This window comes from Paenibacillus chibensis, from assembly GCF_004001045.1.
GTDB classification, from domain to species: domain Bacteria; phylum Bacillota; class Bacilli; order Paenibacillales; family Paenibacillaceae; genus Paenibacillus_AQ; species Paenibacillus_AQ chibensis.
In genome coordinates this window covers 93,655-111,378 of the sequence record NZ_BIMK01000009.1, presented here as the reverse complement: position 1 = coordinate 111,378, position 17,724 = coordinate 93,655, and the positions used below count along the sequence as shown (strand labels likewise).

Sequence of the window (17,724 nt, the reverse complement as noted above, 5' to 3'; positions counted from 1 at the left end):
CTTCATGAAAATGAAGGTCAACCTTTTATATGCTTTTATTTTCCTGTCTATCGTTTTTTAATGTCATTTTAAGATTGTTGTCGTATACTGTTCGCCTATATGAATTGAGCTAACGGAATGAGTTCATTTTGTATGGAAAAGATGGGAGAGGATACTCGTGCTTCGTTTGTTTATGCCGTCTAAGCGTATGGGGGCTCTTGTACTGCTGCTGCTGTTTGGCGGTTTCGTGCTGAATTTCATTATGCAGGCCGCTTCCTTACGAAATTTTGGCAGCGTTTTTCATTGGATATCGCAATATTATTGGCTTTATATTTCCGGAAGCTTGTTCTTCTTTTTTGTCCTGCTTGTTTGCAGCGCGCTGCTGCCCAATGTGTATACGGGTGCTTTGATCGCGTCCCTCGTTTGTTTTGTCATTGCCGTAGCCAATTACAAAAAATTGGGGACGACGGGGGAACCTTTATTTCCCTGGGATTTACGGCAGGTCAAAAATGCGCAGGAATTGAGTAAAATCACGAAGGGCATGATTTCGCCCTACGCCGTGATCGCGGCGGTAATCCTGATTGCGCTCTTGGTCTATGTGGTGTACAAGCTGCCGAAAATCAGAATTCAGCTGCCTTTGCGGTTCCTGATGATCATTGTATCCGCAGCGGTCATTTTTGGCTTTTTCCAAATGGTTGGAGGTCAAACCGCTCTAGCCATCTCCATGAAGTATCAAAATATTCCATGGAATCAAAAGGTGAATTACACCCAAAACGGTTTTGTCTATGCCTTCGCAGGCAATTTGAAGCAAAAGCTGATGGAAAAGCCTGACGGCTATAGTCGGTCGGCCATCGAGGCCATCGCCCAAAAATACAGCGCGCTGCCTGACGATACGAATATGAATGCGAATGCGCCAGCAGAGCAGCCGAACATCATGTATATGATGGATGAAGCCTTTTTCGATCCGACACGCCTGCCGGGCTATACCTTCAGTGAAGACCCGCTGAAATTCATTCATCAGGAGCAAAACTCGACACCGTCCGGATTTTTGCTTTCACCGGAGTTTGGAGGGAATACGGCGAACGTAGAGTTTGAAGCCTTGACCGGCATGTCCATGTATTTTTTGCAGGACGGGTCGATCCCTTATCAGCAAAGAATCGTAAAAATGTCGTCACTGCCCTCTATCGTCAGCATTCTTAAAGCGAGAGGCTATGAAACCAAAGCGCTGCACCCGTTTGATGATACGTTCTATAACCGCAATCGGGTATATCCGATCCTGGGCTTTGATCAATTTACGAGTGAAAAGGATTTGAAGGACGCCGAACGTTTTACGCCGAGCGGTTATATATCGGACAAGTTTGCCGTTGAGGAAGCGGTCAGCGAATTAAAAAAATCGGACAAGCCAACCTTCCTTCACCTGGTTACGATGCAAAATCATTTTCCGTTCACCAAAGGTCTGAATGGAACCAATACGATAACGGTCGATGGAGTAAAGCCGGAATTTAAAGATGAGCTCGAAACCTATGTGCATGACACCAAATTAACCGATGAGGCTCTCGCTTATTTAAGCGAACAGCTGAAGACGATCCAGCGCCCGACCATCGTCGTTTTCTGGGGAGATCATCTGCCAGCGCTGTCCGCGGGCATTTATACGCAAGCAGGGTGGGATGCCAATCCGAGATTGAAGCATGAAACCAAGCTGATGTACCTGGCGAACTTCGATATCGGCAAACAGTCCGTGGGTACGCACAGCCCTGCGTTCATCGGGCCGACCATTTTCCAGATGAGTGGGCAAAAGCTTCCTCCTTATTATAGACTGCTTGAACAAGTTAAATCCGAAATTCCCGGTCTCAGCAAAAATGTGCGGATCGGTTCCTCAGGCGTGTTGACGCAGCTGACTGCCGAACAAAAAGCACTGCTGAATGATTACAGATTAGTGGAATACGATATGCTCGAGGGAGAAAATTATTCGAAAGACCTGTTATTTTGATGCATGACCCGCCGAATCAGGCGGGTTTTTTTTGTAATAATAAAGATAGCCAAGTGTAAAATCGTATTTCATACGCGACAATGGAGACGGATATTTTACAAAGTTGTCCATATCATCCCTTGGGAAAGCATAGGTTTTTAATAGAATTCTCATGTACGGAATCTATACTGGAAATAGATCATTCAGTTGAGTTCAAAGGAGGGATTCTTGTGTACATCCGTCGTCAGCGTATTTTGATATTGACAGCCGGTTATGGAGAAGGGCACTTGCAAGTATCCCGCGCCTTGGAGCACAGCTTCCGCTCACATCAAGTCCACCATGTACAAATCGTCGATTTGATGAAGGAAGCACATCCGATCTTACATTCGGTATCCACAAAACTGTATCAAATGAGCACCGTATCATCCCAATTCGGATTTGACTACTATGGCTGGAGCTATTACGCGACCCGGGATTACAACCCGGCAGGGTCGGTACAGCGATATCTGAACACGATTGGCAGAAGAAAAATACAGGAGTTGATTAAACAGTCCCGGCCCGACGCGATTATCAATACCTTTCCTTTTGGCGCGGTCACCGAGATGGGGAAAGAATATTCGATTCCCGCATTTACGGTCATTACGGATTACACGCTTCATTCACGCTGGATTCATCCCGATACGGCCAAGTATTACGTGGCCACGGAGGATTTGAAAAATGAACTGATCAGTTACCGGGAAACGCAAGCGGAACATATACATGTGACCGGAATTCCGGTACGGCCCGCGTTCTATGAAACTTCAGCCGCTTCGCCGCCAGTCCATGAGAAGGACAAAGCGTGCAGCGAGCGAGTTCTGATTATGGCCGGATCATTCACGGTCTTTCATCATATCACCGAGCTGGTTCACATCCTGCTGGAGCAGGGGGATTGCGAGATGGATCTCGTTTGCGGGCGCCATGATAAATTGGCTCATAAACTGAATTCATTATTTCCCGATCACCCGCATGTGCATATCTACGGATATGTCGAGCACATGCCTAAGCTCATGGCTGCCGCAAGCTGCATCGTGACCAAAGCAGGAGGGGTGACGCTATCCGAGGCGCTGGTGCTAGGGCTTCCTGCCTTTATCTTTAAGCCATTTGGAGGACAGGAGCGGGAGAATGCCATCTATTTTACAGAGCATGGATTGGCAAAGACATCATACGATGCCAAAGAGCTGGGCGAGCAGATTTGCCGTTTTCTTTCATTCCCAGGCGCGAAGGAACGAATGGGACATCGCATGGCTGGTATGAGAAAAGGAGCAGCGGCCGAGCTCATCGTTGAAGATATTTTATCATCGCTGGATCAACAAAATCTTCATATGGCATATCCGACCGAGGTACTGAAAAGATGAAAATGACAAAACGAAATTGGAGTATACTCGGTTTGCTGGGCATTGCTGTGATGATTGTGTATTGTCTCTATCTTCTGCATACCGGTGACGCGCAGCGGATGATCGCTTCAGTCCGGCAGTGGGGATTCGTTGGCATGGTTGTCATCACCCTATTTCAATCACTGTCGAACATGCTGCCGATTCCGGGTGAATTTATCGCCGTGGTTATTCTGGAAATCTACGGTCCGATCACGGGCGGATTGATCTTATGGATCAGCGGATTATTAGGTGCAGTCGCGGGCTATTACCTGACATGGTGGCTCGCCAAACCATTGTTAAATCATCGAATGGACCCTTATTTGCACAAGATGGAGCAATGGCTTGCGAATCATGAACACAAGGGGCTGCTGCTGGTACGATTTGTGCCCTTGATTCCTTATCATTTCGTGAATTACGCGGCAGGCATTTTGAAAGCGGGGATGTGGAGTTTTATATGGACGACGAGCCTCGGCATTTTGCCGCACACCGTAGCGATGAGCGTGCTTTATGCCGGTTTTCGCAAGGGCTCGATGACGTGGGGATTGATCGGCTGTGCCATCTTTCTTCTCCTAGCGGGAATGGCCTGGTTTCTTAAGAAACGCACATCGAAAGCTGCACTCAAAGCAAACTGAATATGAAAAGACGAAAACCGCCTTGAAGGCGGTTTTTTTGTATTGACGGCTATTGTGGGAATATAAAGCCCGGTGTGCAGGACTCCCTTATCATTTGTCAGAGTCTACAGCTTTACCGGACATTTTTTTGCGGAGAACTCTCCATACGAACAGGAGGATCCATACGATCAAGATGGCTGCGATAGCATAGGTAACCGGGTGGATATACTGCTCAGCCTTCGACCAGTTTGCCCCAAGCATATAGCCGGCATACGTCAAGCCCAGATTCCAAGGGATGCAGCCGATGGCCGTATAAATGATGAATTTGGGAAAGCTCATTCCGGAAATACCTGCAGGTAAGGAAATGAACGTCCGGACAAACGGCAGTACCCTGGAAATAAGCGCGGTACGTTCACCGTATTTGGAGAACCATCTCTCCGCTTGTTCCATATGCTTGCGGTTGATCAGCACGTATTTTCCATAGTTATCAAGCAATGAGCGGGCGCCCTTGGCACCGGCCCAGAACGTTATGATCGATCCCAGAATATTCCCTGCGGTGCCTGCAACGACGACTTCCCATAACGGGAATTTACCCTGATGCACGAAAAAACCGCCTGTTAGCATAATCACCTCACTGGGCAGGGGAATACATGCGCTTTCCAGCACCATTCCCGCGAAAATCCCTGCAATGCCGAGCTTATCAACGAGAGATTGAGCAATTGATGAGATGAAATCCATGATTTGATGCAGCATTTACGTTTCCTTCTTTCCATTGTCATTCCTGGAGTTTCACTTCATCATAACGCGAACGGAAGCAGGGATCATTAGAAAACCATGAGAATCAAGCCTCTGCGGAGGCTTGTGTGTTTGTCAGGCGGTTTGCGCTTGATTTCATTTACGTGGCAATCATGTTAAAATGAGCGGACATTCTTAATCGCGAACCAGTAGTTCATATTACGATCATGAAGGAGGCTTCTGGAATGGAGCTGAAAGGCATACACCATGTTTCGGCATTAACGACAGATGCACCGCGCAATTTCGATTTTTATACCAAGGTGCTTGGCATGAGACTGGTCAAGAAGACGGTAAACCAGGATGAACCTTCGATGTATCATCTGTTTTATGCGGATGAAAAAGGGAATCCCGGCACGGATCTGACCTTTTTTGAAATTCCGATGCTTGCGCGGAATTACGAAGGAACGAACAGCATATCTTCCGTATCGCTACGGGTTCCGACTGACGACAGCCTGAAATACTGGAAGCGGCGCTTTGAGGAGCAAGGTGTTGATCATGAGCCGATCACGGAACGGGCAGGACGCGCAACACTTGCATTCAGGGATTTTGAGCAGCAGCGGCTCATTCTGGTATCGGATGAAATGAATGAGGGTGTTCCTGGCGGTATACCTTGGGAAATAAGTACGCTTCCTGCGGAGCATGGCATTGTTGGTTTGGGTCCGGTGAAAATTACGGTGAGAGAAGCAGCACCTTCGATAGAAGTGCTTGTCCGTGTGCTGGGCTTCCGGCATAAGGGACAATATCCTTCAACCATTGAGGGACAACCGGACATTCTCGTACTCGAAACGGGAGAAGGGGGAACCGGAGCGGAAATTCATGTCGAAGAAAGAGCGGACATTCCAGTAGAACGGCCGTGGCGCGGAAGTGTGCATCATGTCGCTTTCCGTGTTGACAATGAAGAAGAGCTGCGGCAGTGGATTGAACGGATCAACGATGCGGGACTGCAAAATTCGGGATTCGTGGACCGCTTTTATTTCCGATCCTTGTATTTTAGAGAACCGAACGGTATTTTGTATGAGCTTGCAACCGACGGTCCAGGCTTCGATACGGACGAGGATATCCGCACATTGGGTGAGTCGCTTGCACTTCCGCCATTTTTGGAAAGCCATAGGGAGCACATCGAAAAGCTGTTAAAGCCCCTCGATACGAAGAATGGCCGGCCGGTGCGGGACTGATACGGGACTTCAAAAGAAGAGCTTTTACAAGCAAAAGCCTTCGCCCGGTTAGAATACCGGCAGCGAAGGCTTTTTGCTGCAGACGCTATATCTCCCTTTCGAATGCAACAATCCAGTCGCCTTGTACAGACGCATACCCCGCATCTCCTTCGGCTACAAGACCATACAGCTTTTTGACATCGAGATATTCTTTCCGCTCGCCGTTGTCGAATTCCAGCGTGATGTAATAATAGGTTCGGGATGAACCGGAATGCATGAGCCCGTTGCTGTCCGTATGTCCCGCGCTGTGTTGTACCTCAGAACGTTTCGATACAACCCGGGCATAGGTGGATGAGCGGGGCGAGCGTACATTTTTGACATAACGTGCTCCATTCAAAAGGATAGAGACAATGACGATGACGAACACGATACCGATAAAGACGGGTACGAGCGTAAACATGAAATTTGATCCGCCGCCAAAAGACGGTCCGGGAGTGACCATAATATTCCTCCTAGTTGAACATTTATACTGTATACGACGAAGTGGCGGGGGTGTTTCAATAATTCCTAACCCTTTGAAGTTTAACTGGTGTTTTCTTAGACGCTCTACTCCTATATAACGCTTTTTTTCTCCAAAAGTTGACGTATGAGCTCGCGAAAATATTTTTGGCAGAAAGAAAAATAGATGGGAATCCCGCCCAAAAGCCAGAGCTTCGTGCTATGATTTATGTATCTATATACTTATGGAGGGATTCGCCATGCCTGCAATCGATTGCAATGGAATTCAACTGTATTACGAGGAAAAGGGGAGCGGAAAACCGCTCATTCTTCTGCATGGCCTGGGCATGAACGCTCTCGCTCTTCAACATGAAATGGACGAACTGGCATCGCAGTTTCGGGTGATTGTACCTGATGCAAGAGGACATGGAAGATCGGGAAAACCAGAGGAGTATAAGCTGCAGGATCACATTGAAGACGTCATTGCACTGATGGACCATTTGCATATCGAAAAAGCAGCCCTTCTAGGAGGTTCCATGGGGAGCTACATTGCCCAAGGCGTGGCCATTGCCGTGCCTGATCGCATTGACAAACTGATTTTGGTCGCAGCCAAATCAAACGGTAAAACCTCTTCGACGGCAAGACTGCTCGCGGAGCATCAGGATGAGGTTCAGGGAAAGGATCCGCAGGAACAATTGCAGCTGCTCTCCAAATTCATCTTTCACAATATGGAACGAGTTCAGGAATGGATGAGTGCCTTTTATACGGCAAGTCCTGCTTTGTCAGAAGCGCTGCAGGCCGCTGCCAATAAGGCCTTGGAGAACTTTGACTTTCGATCCGGTTTGCCTCTCGTGAAGGCAAGGACAATTATCATTGGCGGTACATACGACGGGTTAAACCCTCCTGGCGAGGGAAGGATCATCGCTTCGCTGATTCCCCGTGCAGTATTCATTGAATTCGGAAAATCGGGGCATGCCCCGAACGTGGAAGAGCCGGAACGCTTCATGGAAACGGTACAGGCCTTTCTCATGTATTCCGAACCTCGGAATCCGGTTGATTTAATCGATGCTTACCTTGAACGGCTGCATGAATATTCTGAGGGAGCGTTGTTTTCGAAATCGGATGAACTAGCTTGGTCGCTCAGCCAGTTATATGAGCATCTCATTGTGGTGGCTATGGAATATTTGGAATTCGCAGAGGCTTGCATACATGCGGTCAAGGAGACGAATATCCAGACCGAAGGAAAAACAGCTGCTGGGGAATTGTTGTTCAGATTCGGCGGTTTTCCTCCGGTTAAAATACAGCTTTCGGATGATCCCGGCAATACACCGGATGGCTTGAAGGGAACGGAGGAACTTGCGGAAGACTTGCAAGCATTGAAGCAAAAGTATATTGAGCTGGAGAAGATTGCAGAAGTCGCGGATTCCCGGCCCATCATACGGCATGACGGCTTTGGATGGTTAAATGCCAAGGAATGGGTCCGGCTCGTAGAAATGCATACCCGGCATCATTTGCGTCAATGGAAAGAACTGGAGAAGAAAGCAGGCATCGAGGGAGCTCCAGCTTCAGTTCAGATCAACTCAAGCAATTGACATAACTGAACCAATTGATGGACACCAGTGAACTGGTGACGAATACGCTCATGGATGGTGTGGATCGCATCCTCCGTGAGCTTTTTTGCTTGCTCCACATGTTGCCGGTCCAGGGCATGAATGATTTCCTTCATGCTTTTGAGAAAGTATACGGTCCTGCGTAGCGTGCGGATGAGCAGGATTTTGCGGATGTCTGCAGGGGTAAAGAGGCGATATCCATTCTCTGGATGCCGCTCTGATTGCAGCAAGCCTTCTTTTTCCCAGTGGCGGATTGCAGAGGCAGCTACACCTGCGTATTTCGAGGCTTCTCCGATAGTCATGCGGTTTTTCAGCTTTTGATGCGGGAGCGATGGCAATTCAATTTCCTGTAAAAGCCCGAGGGTTTGATCGGCAGCCTGTTTCTCCTGGTACAGCTCTGCCTGTATTTTGTTGACCATCCAGAAGGCCGTATCGGCATCTCCCTGCTGGATGCTTCGGAGCACGTCACAGGTTACGCCGACACCGAATCCGGGAAACATGGCACGCAAGCAACGAAAATAGGCTAAATGAACCCGGGTATACAGACGGTATCCGTTAGATCCCCGATCCGGTGCGGGAACGGCCCCCCATGATTCATAGTGGCGAAGGCTGCTGGTGCTGATGCCCAATTCTTCTGCGATTTCGCTTGGCTTCAGATATTCGCTCAGTGTGATCCGCTCCTTGATAGAATTCGCTGAACACTATAGCAGAAACGGAATCATAGAGCAAATCTTCATGTAAAACCTTAAAGCTGCATGAGAATGTTTCGTATCGGTAAGATTGTGGACGCGGAGCCGGACCTGCCTTTCTTTATCACTTGCATCCATGTTGTAAAGTGAAGATATGACGGACTCAAGGAGTGAATGAAGATGAATATCTTTAATGAAAAGCCAAGCGTTGAGGAGACGATGGCTATAAGACTGGCCTCAGGTGCGGACCCTGTACATGAACACATTGTAAATCAAGGGCTGGATCATTCGATTTGCGTCATGGTTGCGCGAGACGATCAATCGAATATCGTTGGCATGGGGAGGATCATCGGCGATGGAGGCTGTTATTATCAAATTGTTGATATGATGGTTCGCCCCGAATTTCATGGAAAGGGCATTGAGGAACAAATTTTGACGCGGCTGCTCGACTATTTGAACGCCAATGCCTCCATGGAGGCAACCGTAATGGTCATGTCGGATGTGGGAAGCATCAAGCTGTATCAAACCAGCGGCTTCAAATTGGTCTATCCGGATTATTACGGCATGGTAAGAATGGTGGGGCAGTCTTAGGCATAGGCATGATATTTTGAATGCCTACCGGATTCGGACTATTGGAGCTGCACATTGCCCTGACGTGTTTTACGCAGCAAGGGGTTCGGAGTGCAGAGCAAACAGGATGAAGCAATGTGCGCATCATCCTGTTTGTAATGGGTTACTACGGAAAGGACGATCCGGACAGTTATCCGTTCTGCCATCCGTTTCCGATCACTTGACGCTGCGGCATGCTGCTCATGCTCGGAATGCCGTTGTTAGCAGACATACAGCTGCTTGGCGGTCCGATTACGACTGTATCGGTGATTGGCGCCAGCGTGGCTTGGACCTGGGCTTCATTCAGGCAGTAAGTATGTGCCAAAATTTCCGCAGGCGTGAGGCGAAGCAGGTCGGAACCCGCGATGAACTCCGGTACCGGGGCATCGAAGATCGCCAGGATATGTGTATCATCTGAGGTCGCGATTTCATAATGCCACCATCCTTGCGGCACGTTGGCGACTTGACCCGGCGTAACCGGGAGGTTGATCAGCTTCTTCGTAAACGGGTTCACCAGGGAAACGACGGCGGAACCGGAGATTAGATAGACTAGCTCGGAAGCGTTTTGGTGAATATGGGGCTCGACGACATTGGATCGGCTTAAGAAAATATCAAGCAATGAAACGTTGCCGAGTGTATTAAGCTGCATGACGGATAAAGCGTTGATAAAGTTTCGGTCGTCTTTTTTAAACATAGGATTGTTTTTCAAATCATAAGAGAATTGGACAGACGGTGATGTAAAATCCATATACGAAATCATGCTTAAGCTTCACGTCCTTTAGGGGATGGGGATTTGCCTTGATTGGATATCCTATGCGAAAATTCCGCGAATGTCCCATGCGCCAGCCATTCCCTTTATAGGGTGGAAATGGATTCTCCATACGTGATATAGTAAATCTAGTATTCTATGAATACGAATCTATCACTAATAAACAGGAGAACCGAATCATGAAAGTATTAGGAAAATTGCTTTTGACGTCTGTGATACTTGTCGGCTCGTTGTCAGCAATCCCGCCTCAACCGACGGAAGCAGCCGCAGGAAAAGTAAGCATCCTGCTGGATGGATACCCGCTGCCATTTCCTGTACAGCCTACGGTCATGAACGGAACGACGATGGTGCCGTTTCGAGCCATCTCCGAAGCGCTTGGCATTCAAGTCGTTTGGGACCAGAAGCAGCAGAAAATTACGGCTACCAAACCAAGCGGAACGGCCATGAAAAAAGTAGAATTGAAGATCGGCAGCAAAAATGCCGTTGTTGATGGGGTCAACGCACCGTTAGCCGTGGCACCCCAAACGATTCAAAGCAGCACAATGATTCCGCTCAGCTTTTTCAGCCAGCAATTTGGAGCCGCGGTTTCATGGGATCAACCGACGCAGACGGTTTCGATCACTTCACCGCGGGAGGATATGTATACGCTCGGATTTTACGCGATTTCATCCTTTGATGAACGTGCCTATATCCCATCTTTTGATACCGTAGCATTTGGTTGGAGCCGTATTGAAAAGGATGGACAATTTACGACCCAATCCAGCGGCGTAGAACACAAATGGCCGAAGCCCGCCGGCGACGTTACGCCGGAATCGATCATACAGGATGCATCGGATCAAGGAACGTCGCCCTACTTAATGGTCTATTCGGTGGATTCCAGCCTGGAGCTAACTAAGAATCTGGAAGACCCGGCGCTGCAGGAAGATACGACTTCCAAGATCGTAGCGACCGCTGCTGATAAAGGATTTAAAGGCATCGCGCTTGATCTTGAAGGACTCGGGCTCACCGGCGATAAAGACAAAGTCAAAACCGAGTACAATGCATTTATGAAGAAACTGTCTGCCAAAGCACGCGAGGCGGGATTGAAAATCACGATCATCGTTCATCCGCTAAACAGCTCCTACAAAGGCTATGATTATAAGACCCTGGCGACGCTCGCGGATGACCTCGTTATCATGGCTTATGCGTATGAACAGGAGAAGGCTCCGGAGCCGCTGAATAAAGTCGACGAAGCCATTCAGCTGGCGCTGAAGCAAACGACGAAAGACAAGCTGATCCTTGGCATCTCGCTTGGAAGTGAGAAGGATACTTCCGTCAACTCGAAGATCGGTTTGGCGAAGCGATATGATCTGAAGGGTGTCGCATTCTGGCGTTTGGGAATTATCGGACCGTCTGCATGGGCTCAAATCAATCAATCGATTGAAATGAAACAATAATCTAGCGGATCTTTAAAAAAGCGCTGTCCCTTGCGGGACAGCGCTTTTTGGGTTGTGAGTCTATTCTGTTCGTGCTTCTTCCGGGGGTGTCCGCTTATAGAATAGGCGAGAGCAGTCTGGAGACCGATTCCTTAATCCGGATCCACCTCGGGCGATCCAAATATTCCTGCATCGTAAGCTGCCGGGATACACGCATATCCTCGTGAAAGACCTCGGTCAACTTTTGCGAAATCCGGTCATCATATAAGAATGCGTTGACTTCGAAATTGAGCTTGAAGCTGCGGAAGTCGATGTTGGCGGTACCGACGGAGGAAATCTCTTCGTCAATGACGATCGTTTTGGCATGAATGAATCCGTTATTGTAGAGGTATACGGTTGCTCCCGTTTTGAGCAGCTCGCCAATATAGGAATACGTAGCCCAGTAGACGAAAATATGGTCGGGCTTATCCGGAATCATGATCTTGACCTCCACGCCGGACAAGGCAGCAATCCGGAGGGCGTCAAGGAGGCTGGCATCCGGTATGAAGTAGGGAGTCTGAATATAAATTGATTTTTTCGCGGAAGATATCATTTTGATATATCCGTTTTTGATATGCTCAAATTCGCTGTCCGGTCCGCTCGTCACAATCTGCATGCCGATCTTCCCGGCCGGACCGACGCGCGGAAACAGATTCGGTGAATATGTAATGGAATGATGATGTGATGCCTGATTCCAGTCGAGAATGAAACGGATTTGCATCGCGTAAACAGCAGAACCTGTAATTCGCAGATGCGTGTCACGCCAGTACCCGAACTTGGAGTTGAGTCCCAAATATTCGTCGCCTACATTAAAACCGCCCACGTAACCGATTTCGCCGTCAATGATGACAAGTTTGCGGTGGTTGCGGTAATTGAGCCGCAAATTGATCAGCCTGAGCCTCGAAGGGAAAAAGGCCTCTGCTACCCCGCCGGCTGCGCGGAAATCACGAAAAAAGCGTTTGGTCAGCTTTTTCGAACCGAGCTGATCGTATAGCACGCGGACCTTGACGCCTTCCCGTACCTTTTGCGTGAGTATGCTCATCAGCTTTTTGCCGAGGGTGTCGTTCTGGATGATGTAGTACTGTACGTGAATATAATCCTTCGCTGCGTCGATATCCTTGAAGAGCTTATCGAATTTTTCCTGTCCGTCGGTGATGATGTCCACCGCGTTTTCTTCCGTAAATATCGAGTGGTTGTTGGTCAGATGCATGAAAATGAGGTCACGATTCTTGCTGGCGGATTCATTATGAAATTGATGCTTCCCTGACTGGATTTGTTCCACCTGATCCAAAATAATTTCTTCCACGCCGATTTTTTTCAAATCGCCCCAATGAAACAAACGGATATGCCTGAAATTCTGGGCGAACAACAGGTACAGCATAAATCCGGCAATCGGAATAAAGGAGAGTACGAGCAGCCAGGCCCAAGTAGCACCGGCGTCCCGCCTTTCCTTAAATACGACCACCAAAGCGAAGATGAAGTTTAAGAAAATGATTAATCCAAGAATAATTGAAGAAAAATTCATTGCTACGGTGTCCTCCTACGGCTTCATTCCAAGCGATTACATGTAACACTATGTTACAACATTTGCTGCAAGGCGGAAATATCATGCTTTAATCGGTCGAGAAAATGTTTTGATATGGTGCTCGGGATATGGTCCTTTTGTTGAATAACTCCGAGATAAACCGGGCTTTCCTCCGGAAGGTCAAAGTTTAAAATGACGGTGTCATCTTCGGCAAAAAGCGGTTCAGTGATAAATGAATAATTAAGGCCGACTGTCACAGCCAAATGATTCATGCACGCCCGGCTGATCAAGGAACGGTTGTTGGTGGTGTAGGCGATGTCGACTTCACCGTACTTTTTCTGAAAATCATCCATGAACCATTTGACGTAATCATCATTGTAAAGTACGACCGACTGCTGCTTCAGTTCCCCGGGCGTAATGACCTTTTGGAAGGCCAGAGGGGAGTGAATGCTGGTCGCGGCCACCATTTTCACTTTCAACAGCCGTTCAAAGGTCACGCCGAGATGCTCAACCAAACGATCCTTGAACAGGATGATGAATCCCAGGTCGCTCTTGTCATTCAAGATATTGTCGATGATATCCTGCGAGCCTTGCTCGGCAATTTCAATTTTGACCTGCGGGTACTTTTGCTTGAAATCAAGAACGGCTTGTTCGAGTAAAAACATCGGTCCCGGGATGGTTGCCAGACGCAGCCGCCCTTGAACCGTATTGGAATACCCCTGAGCAGCATCTTTCAACTCCTCATATTTATGCAGCAGTTCGACCGCCTTCTTGATAATGACTGCACCTTCCGCTGTAGGGACCGCGCCTGAACGGGAACGTTTGAGCACGGATACACCCCACTCCTCCTCCAGGCTGGAGACGGCTTGACTGACCGCTGAAATAGTCACATGCAGATTTTGGGCCGCCTTCGAGATCGAACCTGTCTTGGCGACTTCCACCAGATACTCGAGTTTTTCGATGTGCATGGTCTTGATCGATCCTTTACTTTAAGTATTACTTAAATTAAATTCAAAATGTTTAAATTTTATTTAATCAAGAACGATGATACCATAGATATAAAGCCTGAGGGTACATTTGTTTTGCAGCACTCTTATTTTTTTCAGGCGATATGATATCCATTTCAGGAAACCCTATAGATCTTACATTCATTAGAAAGGGAGTTATCGTATGAGATTGGAAGGCAAAGTCGCATTGATTACAGGAGCAGGCGCAGGGATCGGAAAAACGACGGCGCTTCGGTTCGCCCAAGAGGGCGCCAAAGTTGTTGTGACGGATATCAATTTGGAGAGCGTGAAACAAACTCAAGCCGAGATTGAAGCGGCAGGAGGTCGGGCTGCGGCCTTCAAGCATGACGTCAGCAGCGAAGACGACTGGAAGGGCATTGTGCAGGAAACGCAGCAAACCTTCGGTTCTATCGATATTTTGTTCAACAATGCAGGGATTTATTTTATCAAACCGATCGCGGATATCGGTCTCGATGAATGGAACCGGATGATTTCGATTAATGTCACCGGCGTATTCCTCGGCATGAAGCATGTCCTGCCGGTTATGGCCAAACAAAATGGCGGTTCCGTCATTAATGCCTCTTCGATCGCAGGGTTAACCGGGGCTTCCGGCCATGTAGCCTATGGCGCTACCAAAGGGGCGGTCCGGATCATGACCAAGGACGCCGCGATCGAATATGCTTCCGCGAATGTACGGGTGAACTCGATCCATCCGGCATACATCAACACGGCCATGGGCGATTATGCAACCCAGGTCAACCAAATGTCTGCAGCCGAGCTCGGCAAACGCGTGGCGCCAATCGGTCGCTTCGGTACCGTGGAAGAGGTTTCGAACCTGGTCCTGTTCCTGGCGTCGGATGAATCGTCTTATTCCACGGGTTCCGAATTTATCATCGACGGCGGCGCTACGGCTATTTAATGTAGAGATTGGTCAATACAACAATTTAAGCCTAAGCATGATGGGAGAGGGAATATATGAAATTTGAAAATAAAGTGGCTATTGTAACCGGGGGAGCCAGCGGAATCGGTGAATCCTCCGTCAGATTGTTTGCGCAAGAAGGTGCGAAAGTCGTTATCGCCGATTTTTCCGATCGCGGACAAGCGGTTTCGGACGAGCTGAACAGCCAGGGCTTTGACACGCTATTCGTGAAAACCGATGTTACGAAAGAGCAAGAAGTGATGAACATGATCGAACAAACGGTGGCGAAGTATGGAAAACTGGATATTCTGTTCGCCAATGCCGGTATCGCACAGGACGGTCCTGCCGATCAGCTGGCATTCGACAGCTGGCAGCGTACCATTGATATCAATCTCACCGGCGTTTTCCTCTGCGATAAATATGCCATCCAGCAAATGCTCTCGCAGGGCAGCGGCGGCGCAATCGTCAACTGCGGCTCCATTCACAGCCATGTGGGCAAAGCTGGCGTAACGGCGTACGCTTCAGCCAAGGGCGGCGTGAAGCTGCTGACGCAAACGCTGGGAACCGATTATGCATCCAAAGGCATCCGTATCAATGCGGTGTGCCCAGGCTACATTGATACGCCGCTCATCAAAGGAAGAACCGAAGAAATCACGCAGCATCTCGTGGGACTTCATCCCATGGGCCGCTTAGGTAAACCGGAGGAAGTTGCCAAGGCTGTCCTGTTCTTGGCCAGCGATGACGCTTCTTTCATTACCGGAACCAGCCTGCTGGTCGATGGCGGATATACGGCCGTTTAACTCCTAGGCTTACAGATAAACATAAAACCAGCCGTGTTCTTAATGGACATCGGCTGGTTTTTTTATATAACAGAAATTTGGAAGCATGTCAAAGCCGATCGACATGCTTCTTTTTTGCTGCAGGAAGGAAGTGTGCCCATGCATATGGAAGACTAATGAGAGCCTATGATCGATATACATAAACGTAGGAGTTGATGAAGGATGGGATGAAACAGCAGGATGTCGCACAGCGGAGGCATGCTTACCTAAAACGTATTCGATATGATGGGGATGTAAGTAACACGGTTGCCGTCTTGGCAAATCTGCAGGAGCATCATATCCACGCCGTTCCTTATGAAAATCTGGATATACTTAACGGCACCTCCTTATCGCTTGATCTCGGGGATCTGTACGACAAAATCGTGATTCGGGGCCGCGGCGGCTACTGCTTTGAGCTGAATGCCCTGTTCGGCTGGCTGTTGGAATCGTTAGGTTACAAGGTTACCCATTATTTTGCCAGGTTCTGGCGTGACGAGCCGAATCCGCCGCCGATGCGGAGGCATCATATTCTGCGCGTCGAAGCCGAAGGGCGTTCTTTTCTATGCGATGTTGGTGTCGGAGGAATCGTACCGCTTCGTCCCCTGGAACTGATCGAAGGAGCGGAACAGCAGCAAGTCACGGAATGTTACCGGCTGGAAAAGGATCCATTCTTCGGCTGGGTCCTGTGCGAACGGAGGCATGGCAACTGGAATCGGATTTATTCATTTACGGAAGAACCGCAGCTGCTGCAGGACTACGCGATGGCGTCGTATTGGTGCGAGCATGCGCCCGAATCTATTTTTACGCAATCCGCCATGCTGTTCATCCGTACACCGGAAGGCAGGAATACATTGTCAGGGGAAGAATTCCGGATTTTCACAGCAGACGGGGTGGAGACATTCATACCGCAGTCCGCATTGGAATACAGGCAGGCACTGAAGCAGTATTTTGGAATCGTCATCGGTGATTCGAATGAAATATAAGATCAAAAGTATAGGAGGAGTTCGAGATGCCTTTCTTATCATTGACTACCTGGAGCCTGCATCGGAATTTGGGTCCGCTTCGTTGGACCTATTGGGATGAAGAGAAGCGCACGCAAGGAACGCATACGGAGGAGCAACCGGAGACGATATCGCTGCTTGAACTACCGGGCATATTGCGTGAACAAGGGTATCAGGCTATGGAAATCTGCCATTTTCATTTTCCGGATACGAGTAATGATTACCTAAGTAAACTGAGAAGCGCCTTGGAGCAATCGGGGATACGCCTTTATACACTGCTAGCGGATTATGGCGATATTACCAGTTCGGATGAACAGCGGAGGGAGTCGGACATGAAATGGCTGATCGAATGGATCGACGTGGCTTCGGCCGTCGGGGCGGAGCGAATCCGCGTCATCGCCGGTGATGCAGATCCGGCAGATGACAAAGCCCTACGGCTGGCTGCTTCACAGCTGCAGCGGCTTATTGATTACGCGGCCGGGAAGAACGTGCGAATTATAACCGAGAACTTTCATGATCTGACATCCACCTCCCACAATTGCTTGTCCCTGCTGGATACCTGCGGATCGGATCTCGGGTTAACGACGGATTTCGGTAATTTTTCCGGCCCACACAAGCTTTCGGAGCTGCGCGCAACCATCCCCCGCAGCGAATCGATTCACGCCAAGGCTATTACCGGTCAGCGTGGAGAACCGGATGAGGAGGAATTGCGCAATTGTATGGAGCAGGTCAAACATAGCGGCTATGAAGGGCCGATCACCCTCGTCTATGATGGTCCCGGGGATATGTGGGAGGGCATCGGCCGGGTGAAAGCCTTGGTAGAACCGTATCTATCTTCATAATGTAAACCCTAGCATTCTGAATTCTTTTCCATTAGGAATCGAATCAGAATGTTTTTTTTGCGA

At 48.7% G+C, this 17,724-nt stretch carries 17 protein-coding genes; 11 read left to right on the top strand and 6 right to left on the bottom strand.

Annotated features, from left to right (window positions below):
* Nucleotides 1–172: 172 nt before the first annotated feature.
* From PCH05_RS09170 to PCH05_RS09160, 3 genes are all read left to right on the top strand, one after another.
* Entirely contained in the window at nucleotides 173–1,969 is a 1,797-nt protein-coding gene (locus PCH05_RS09170; RefSeq protein ID WP_127602083.1) for an LTA synthase family protein, read from the top strand.
* A 209-nt stretch (nucleotides 1,970–2,178) separates the two neighbouring features.
* On the top strand, nucleotides 2,179–3,342 hold the full coding sequence (locus PCH05_RS09165) for an MGDG synthase family glycosyltransferase (protein ID WP_164766593.1): 1,164 nt from the start codon (nucleotides 2,179–2,181) through the stop codon (nucleotides 3,340–3,342).
* A 2-nt stretch (nucleotides 3,343–3,344) separates the two neighbouring features.
* Nucleotides 3,345–3,992, top strand: coding sequence for a TVP38/TMEM64 family protein (locus PCH05_RS09160; RefSeq protein WP_164766592.1), 648 nt, complete (start codon nucleotides 3,345–3,347; stop codon nucleotides 3,990–3,992).
* A 90-nt stretch (nucleotides 3,993–4,082) separates the two neighbouring features.
* Here PCH05_RS09160 and PCH05_RS09155 read toward each other — a convergent pair whose 3' ends face one another.
* Nucleotides 4,083–4,724: a DedA family protein gene (locus PCH05_RS09155; RefSeq protein WP_127602080.1), complete on the bottom strand. Its 642-nt coding sequence runs from the start codon at nucleotides 4,722–4,724 to the stop codon at nucleotides 4,083–4,085.
* Nucleotides 4,725–4,951: 227 nt separating this feature from the next.
* Between PCH05_RS09155 and PCH05_RS09150 the strand changes: the two genes are divergently transcribed.
* Entirely contained in the window at nucleotides 4,952–5,941 is a 990-nt protein-coding gene (locus PCH05_RS09150) for a ring-cleaving dioxygenase (RefSeq protein ID WP_127602079.1), read from the top strand.
* An 85-nt stretch (nucleotides 5,942–6,026) separates the two neighbouring features.
* Here PCH05_RS09150 and PCH05_RS09145 read toward each other — a convergent pair whose 3' ends face one another.
* Nucleotides 6,027–6,422 (bottom strand): DUF2500 domain-containing protein, encoded by a 396-nt coding sequence (locus tag PCH05_RS09145; RefSeq protein WP_127602078.1) that lies wholly within the window; start codon nucleotides 6,420–6,422, stop codon nucleotides 6,027–6,029.
* Nucleotides 6,423–6,678: 256 nt separating this feature from the next.
* Between PCH05_RS09145 and PCH05_RS09140 the strand changes: the two genes are divergently transcribed.
* Nucleotides 6,679–8,010: an alpha/beta fold hydrolase gene (locus PCH05_RS09140; RefSeq protein ID WP_246049428.1), complete on the top strand. Its 1,332-nt coding sequence runs from the start codon at nucleotides 6,679–6,681 to the stop codon at nucleotides 8,008–8,010.
* On the opposite strand, the gene PCH05_RS09135 is transcribed toward PCH05_RS09140, so the two are convergent.
* Nucleotides 7,989–8,696, bottom strand: a complete 708-nt coding sequence (locus PCH05_RS09135; protein ID WP_127602076.1) for a TioE family transcriptional regulator — start codon at nucleotides 8,694–8,696, stop codon at nucleotides 7,989–7,991. The genes PCH05_RS09140 and PCH05_RS09135 overlap by 22 nt on opposite strands.
* A 201-nt stretch (nucleotides 8,697–8,897) precedes the next feature.
* On the opposite strand from PCH05_RS09135, the gene PCH05_RS09130 reads away from it, so the two are divergent.
* Nucleotides 8,898–9,308, top strand: coding sequence for a GNAT family N-acetyltransferase (locus PCH05_RS09130; RefSeq protein WP_164766591.1), 411 nt, complete (start codon nucleotides 8,898–8,900; stop codon nucleotides 9,306–9,308).
* 169 nt (nucleotides 9,309–9,477) lie between these two features.
* Here the strand turns inward: PCH05_RS09130 and PCH05_RS09125 are convergent, their stop codons facing one another.
* Complete coding sequence (locus tag PCH05_RS09125; RefSeq protein ID WP_246049426.1) at nucleotides 9,478–10,086, bottom strand: cupin domain-containing protein; 609 nt, start codon at nucleotides 10,084–10,086, stop codon at nucleotides 9,478–9,480.
* A 188-nt stretch (nucleotides 10,087–10,274) separates the two neighbouring features.
* Here PCH05_RS09125 and PCH05_RS09120 point away from each other — a divergent pair, with 188 nt between their 5' ends.
* Nucleotides 10,275–11,531, top strand: a complete 1,257-nt coding sequence (locus PCH05_RS09120; protein ID WP_127602073.1) for a stalk domain-containing protein — start codon at nucleotides 10,275–10,277, stop codon at nucleotides 11,529–11,531.
* Nucleotides 11,532–11,625: 94 nt separating this feature from the next.
* Here the strand turns inward: PCH05_RS09120 and cls are convergent, their stop codons facing one another.
* Together cls and PCH05_RS09110 are read right to left on the bottom strand one after the other, a co-directional pair.
* Nucleotides 11,626–13,074: a cardiolipin synthase gene (gene cls, locus PCH05_RS09115; protein ID WP_127602072.1), complete on the bottom strand. Its 1,449-nt coding sequence runs from the start codon at nucleotides 13,072–13,074 to the stop codon at nucleotides 11,626–11,628.
* Between the two features lie 53 nt (nucleotides 13,075–13,127).
* Nucleotides 13,128–14,042 carry a LysR family transcriptional regulator gene (locus PCH05_RS09110; RefSeq protein WP_127602071.1) on the bottom strand — a complete coding sequence of 305 codons (915 nt, stop codon included), beginning with the start codon at nucleotides 14,040–14,042 and terminating at the stop codon, nucleotides 13,128–13,130.
* A gap of 202 nt (nucleotides 14,043–14,244) precedes the next feature.
* Here PCH05_RS09110 and PCH05_RS09105 point away from each other — a divergent pair, with 202 nt between their 5' ends.
* The 4 genes from PCH05_RS09105 to PCH05_RS09090 all read left to right on the top strand — a co-directional run bounded on the left by PCH05_RS09105 (nucleotide 14,245) and on the right by PCH05_RS09090 (nucleotide 17,661).
* Nucleotides 14,245–15,000 carry an SDR family NAD(P)-dependent oxidoreductase gene (locus PCH05_RS09105; RefSeq protein ID WP_127602070.1) on the top strand — a complete coding sequence of 252 codons (756 nt, stop codon included), beginning with the start codon at nucleotides 14,245–14,247 and terminating at the stop codon, nucleotides 14,998–15,000.
* 56 nt (nucleotides 15,001–15,056) lie between these two features.
* Complete coding sequence (locus tag PCH05_RS09100) at nucleotides 15,057–15,800, top strand: SDR family NAD(P)-dependent oxidoreductase (RefSeq protein ID WP_127602069.1); 744 nt, start codon at nucleotides 15,057–15,059, stop codon at nucleotides 15,798–15,800.
* Between the two features lie 206 nt (nucleotides 15,801–16,006).
* Nucleotides 16,007–16,801, top strand: coding sequence for an arylamine N-acetyltransferase family protein (locus tag PCH05_RS09095; RefSeq protein ID WP_371860531.1), 795 nt, complete (start codon nucleotides 16,007–16,009; stop codon nucleotides 16,799–16,801).
* Nucleotides 16,802–16,827: 26 nt separating this feature from the next.
* On the top strand, nucleotides 16,828–17,661 hold the full coding sequence (locus tag PCH05_RS09090; protein WP_127602067.1) for a sugar phosphate isomerase/epimerase family protein: 834 nt from the start codon (nucleotides 16,828–16,830) through the stop codon (nucleotides 17,659–17,661).
* Nucleotides 17,662–17,724: the final 63 nt, after the last annotated feature.

Excerpts from the sequence above, each read along its gene's own strand:
- PCH05_RS09170 (WP_127602083.1), top strand. The coding sequence starts at position 173 with ATGCCGTCTAAGCGTATGGGGGCTCTTGTACTGCTGCTGCTGTTTGGC.
- PCH05_RS09160 (WP_164766592.1), top strand. The coding sequence starts at position 3,345 with ATGACAAAACGAAATTGGAGTATACTCGGTTTGCTGGGCATTGCTGTG.
- PCH05_RS09155 (WP_127602080.1), bottom strand. The coding sequence starts at position 4,724 with ATGCTGCATCAAATCATGGATTTCATCTCATCAATTGCTCAATCTCTC.
- PCH05_RS09150 (WP_127602079.1), top strand. The coding sequence starts at position 4,952 with ATGGAGCTGAAAGGCATACACCATGTTTCGGCATTAACGACAGATGCA.
- PCH05_RS09145 (WP_127602078.1), bottom strand. The coding sequence starts at position 6,422 with ATGGTCACTCCCGGACCGTCTTTTGGCGGCGGATCAAATTTCATGTTT.
- PCH05_RS09140 (WP_246049428.1), top strand. The coding sequence starts at position 6,679 with ATGCCTGCAATCGATTGCAATGGAATTCAACTGTATTACGAGGAAAAG.
- PCH05_RS09130 (WP_164766591.1), top strand. The coding sequence starts at position 8,898 with ATGAATATCTTTAATGAAAAGCCAAGCGTTGAGGAGACGATGGCTATA.
- PCH05_RS09125 (WP_246049426.1), bottom strand. The coding sequence starts at position 10,086 with ATGATTTCGTATATGGATTTTACATCACCGTCTGTCCAATTCTCTTAT.
- PCH05_RS09120 (WP_127602073.1), top strand. The coding sequence starts at position 10,275 with ATGAAAGTATTAGGAAAATTGCTTTTGACGTCTGTGATACTTGTCGGC.
- cls (WP_127602072.1), bottom strand. The coding sequence starts at position 13,074 with ATGAATTTTTCTTCAATTATTCTTGGATTAATCATTTTCTTAAACTTC.
- PCH05_RS09110 (WP_127602071.1), bottom strand. The coding sequence starts at position 14,042 with ATGCACATCGAAAAACTCGAGTATCTGGTGGAAGTCGCCAAGACAGGT.
- PCH05_RS09105 (WP_127602070.1), top strand. The coding sequence starts at position 14,245 with ATGAGATTGGAAGGCAAAGTCGCATTGATTACAGGAGCAGGCGCAGGG.
- PCH05_RS09100 (WP_127602069.1), top strand. The coding sequence starts at position 15,057 with ATGAAATTTGAAAATAAAGTGGCTATTGTAACCGGGGGAGCCAGCGGA.
- PCH05_RS09095 (WP_371860531.1), top strand. The coding sequence starts at position 16,007 with ATGAAACAGCAGGATGTCGCACAGCGGAGGCATGCTTACCTAAAACGT.
- PCH05_RS09090 (WP_127602067.1), top strand. The coding sequence starts at position 16,828 with ATGCCTTTCTTATCATTGACTACCTGGAGCCTGCATCGGAATTTGGGT.